Below are 2,513 nucleotides of genomic sequence, written 5' to 3'. Positions count from 1 at the left end.
AAGCCAAAATCCGATGTTCTTCCATTCGCAATGGAAATTCTTCGCTCAGTCGAGTTTATTGATGACTGAAACTCGGCATACAGAAAAATTAGCGTATCTATTTTCAGTCTTATCAAAGCTGCCTGTTTATAGACACCAGTTTTCTCTAACTACGAAAAGTCATGAGAACGGACATTTTACGTTTCTGCATTTCATCGATTTTCTTACTACTAGTCTCGGTACAGGCGGCATCCTCCAAAAGCATCAAGCGCGAAATCATTCGCAATGAGCGAGCAGCAAACGAAATGAAAACGCTTACCGGAACCAACTTCGCACCTTGTCACATCCAATTCACGGACTCCACATATGTCAAATTGGACAATTCATCTTATCTACTCTCCAAGTATCCATTTAAGATGGATTGTTATAGTTCTGATGAAGAACTTGTCAATGAAAGTTGGGCGAAGCTGAATAATCAGACAGGTATTTGGGAGGCCTATTTTTCAGGAAGTAAACGCGATCACAAGCTGCTCGATAAAGTAACAAAGGTCTATCAGATAAAAGCAGTAAACAGCCAAGGCTATGCAATAACCGTAGATGACATCAACGGCGATCCCAAAATGCGAGATCGCCGAATGTATTTTTGCCTTTTACGCCCTCCTATAGCAGTCTGTGGGCGTGCCCGCTCAATGCGCCTGAGCAAACCAGAAACAAACATTCTCCCTCAGCTTTTCGAGCTTCTCCGCTCAGTCGAGTTTATTGATGACTGAAGCCCGACGCGCAGATCAAATAACTCGAAATCGTCCAGACTGGATCACCATAGCTCTTTCAATCATTATTTTTATCCTTGGCGTTTTACCCTGCGCTCCAAATGCAGAACAAGCAGGCAATGCCCTTTCTCACAGAGCCAATTTGGGAGTCGGTTGTCACATACAAGCCCACATCCCGTCCGCAGGAACATTGGATGGAAGCTATAACGATCAAACAAAAATCAATGGCGGTGGATTCAAGGTGAAATATCGCTTTCAAAAAAACCAGATTGAAGAACTGCCGATCAATATTGAATGTGTAGACGTTGATAACGGACGTGTTAATAACGGCTGGGCTAGATTTGATGAATATAAAAATAGATGGGAAGCTTATTTTTCTGGCGATGATGAAGATCGCAGATTGCTCGCCCCTGTTACGAAGGTGTATCAGATACAGGCTATCAATAGCCGAGGGTACGTGATCACTATTGACCAGACGTATGGAGCGCCGGAGTCAAGAGATCGCAATATGCACTTCTGCTTGCTTCGGCCACCAAAGGCCCTTTGCGGAGAGGCACCTGTCATGCGCTTGAACACCCCCCAAAACAATGCCTTACCCTATGTGCTAGAAGTCCTGAAAAGTGTTGAGTTCATTGATGATTGAGGACAAGCATCAATCTGCTCCAACGACCACTCGCCCTCAAATTCCTGGAATCTTCGACGTGTTGAAATTGAGCGAGCATCCCCTTGACACGAAGAAACTGACTACACTCCAATCAAACGTCAAGCAACTGCTGGTCTTACTCATTTTCAGCATTCCATTATCTGCACAAGCAACAGGAAAAGACAAAATTGTTAATCGGGAAATCATCTACACCGAAGAGATGGCTTCCAAGCTAAGAGGATATACCGGCATCCATTATGTAGCTTGCCGTTTTCGTTTTTCAGATTCCCGGCGCGCCATCCTGGAGGACCCGAATAATTTTGTAACCGATCATCCAATCAGAATGAAGTGCTATAGCTCAGATGCGGCGACCGTCAATGACGGATGGGCGAAGTTCAATAGCGGGAAAAGATTGTGGGAGGCCTACTTTTCGGGAAACGAGCGCAACCGAGAACTTCTATCAAAAGGTACCAAGGTCTATCAGCTTCAAGCCATAAACAGCCAAGGCTATGTCGTCACCGTAGATGACATCAACGGCGATCCAAAAACACGGGATCGTGAAATGTATTTCTGTCTTGTACGTCCGCCCAAGGCAATTTGTGGGCAAGGACGAGCGATGCGCCTGAGTAAGCCCAAGAGTGATTTCCTTCCTCTCGCCATGGAAATTCTGCGTTCGGTCGAGTTTATTGATGACTAGCCACAAAAATCAATGTGAGCTAGATCTCGTGGTCTCCCAAACTTCAAGAATCTGTCAGCAGCCAGGAATGGATAAGCATCCAACTAGTTTGAAGAAACTAACCCTAGTCAAATCAAGCATCAAGCAACTACTGATCTCACTAATTTTCTCTATTTCAATATCTGCGCAAGCGATAGAAGAAGACAAAAGCATTAAGCGCGACATTATTTATACCGAAAAGATGGTGGCGAAAATGAGAGCTGTGAACCTGGTGCATTATGCTCCTTGCCACATTCGCTTTACGGACTCCAGATATGCTGATCTGGATGATTTGACCTATCTCACGAGCAAGCACCCAATAGGAATGGAGTGCTACAGCTCAGATGATTCAATGGTTAACGAAGGATGGGTGAGGTTTGATCGTCAGAAAGAAAAGTGGGTGGCT

4 protein-coding genes are annotated in these 2,513 nt (G+C 44.8%); all 4 read left to right on the top strand.

Features of this window, described 5'->3' with window-relative positions; genetic code table 11:
* Positions 1–161: 161 nt before the first annotated feature.
* A complete protein-coding gene (locus PQR62_RS25520; RefSeq protein ID WP_408160888.1) occupies positions 162–749 on the top strand; it encodes a hypothetical protein in 588 nt (195 codons plus the stop codon).
* Complete coding sequence (locus tag PQR62_RS25515) at positions 742–1,392, top strand: hypothetical protein (RefSeq protein WP_408160887.1); 651 nt, start codon at positions 742–744, stop codon at positions 1,390–1,392. Before PQR62_RS25520 ends, PQR62_RS25515 begins: the two co-directional genes overlap by 8 nt.
* A complete protein-coding gene (locus PQR62_RS25510) occupies positions 1,385–2,089 on the top strand; it encodes a hypothetical protein (RefSeq protein ID WP_408160886.1) in 705 nt (234 codons plus the stop codon). The genes PQR62_RS25515 and PQR62_RS25510 overlap by 8 nt, the downstream gene beginning before the upstream one ends.
* A gap of 67 nt (positions 2,090–2,156) precedes the next feature.
* On the top strand, positions 2,157–2,513 hold a 357-nt coding region (locus tag PQR62_RS25505; RefSeq protein WP_408160885.1), incomplete at its 3' end, for a hypothetical protein.

The organism is Herbaspirillum lusitanum (assembly GCF_046025995.1).
Lineage (GTDB): Bacteria > Pseudomonadota > Gammaproteobacteria > Burkholderiales > Burkholderiaceae_D > Herbaspirillum > Herbaspirillum lusitanum_A.
This window is presented reverse-complemented; position numbering and strand designations above follow the sequence as displayed.

Coding starts and splice junctions, on each gene's coding strand:
- PQR62_RS25520 (WP_408160888.1), top strand. CDS start 162: ATGAGAACGGACATTTTACGTTTCTGCATTTCATCGATTTTCTTACTA.
- PQR62_RS25515 (WP_408160887.1), top strand. CDS start 742: ATGACTGAAGCCCGACGCGCAGATCAAATAACTCGAAATCGTCCAGAC.
- PQR62_RS25510 (WP_408160886.1), top strand. CDS start 1,385: ATGATTGAGGACAAGCATCAATCTGCTCCAACGACCACTCGCCCTCAA.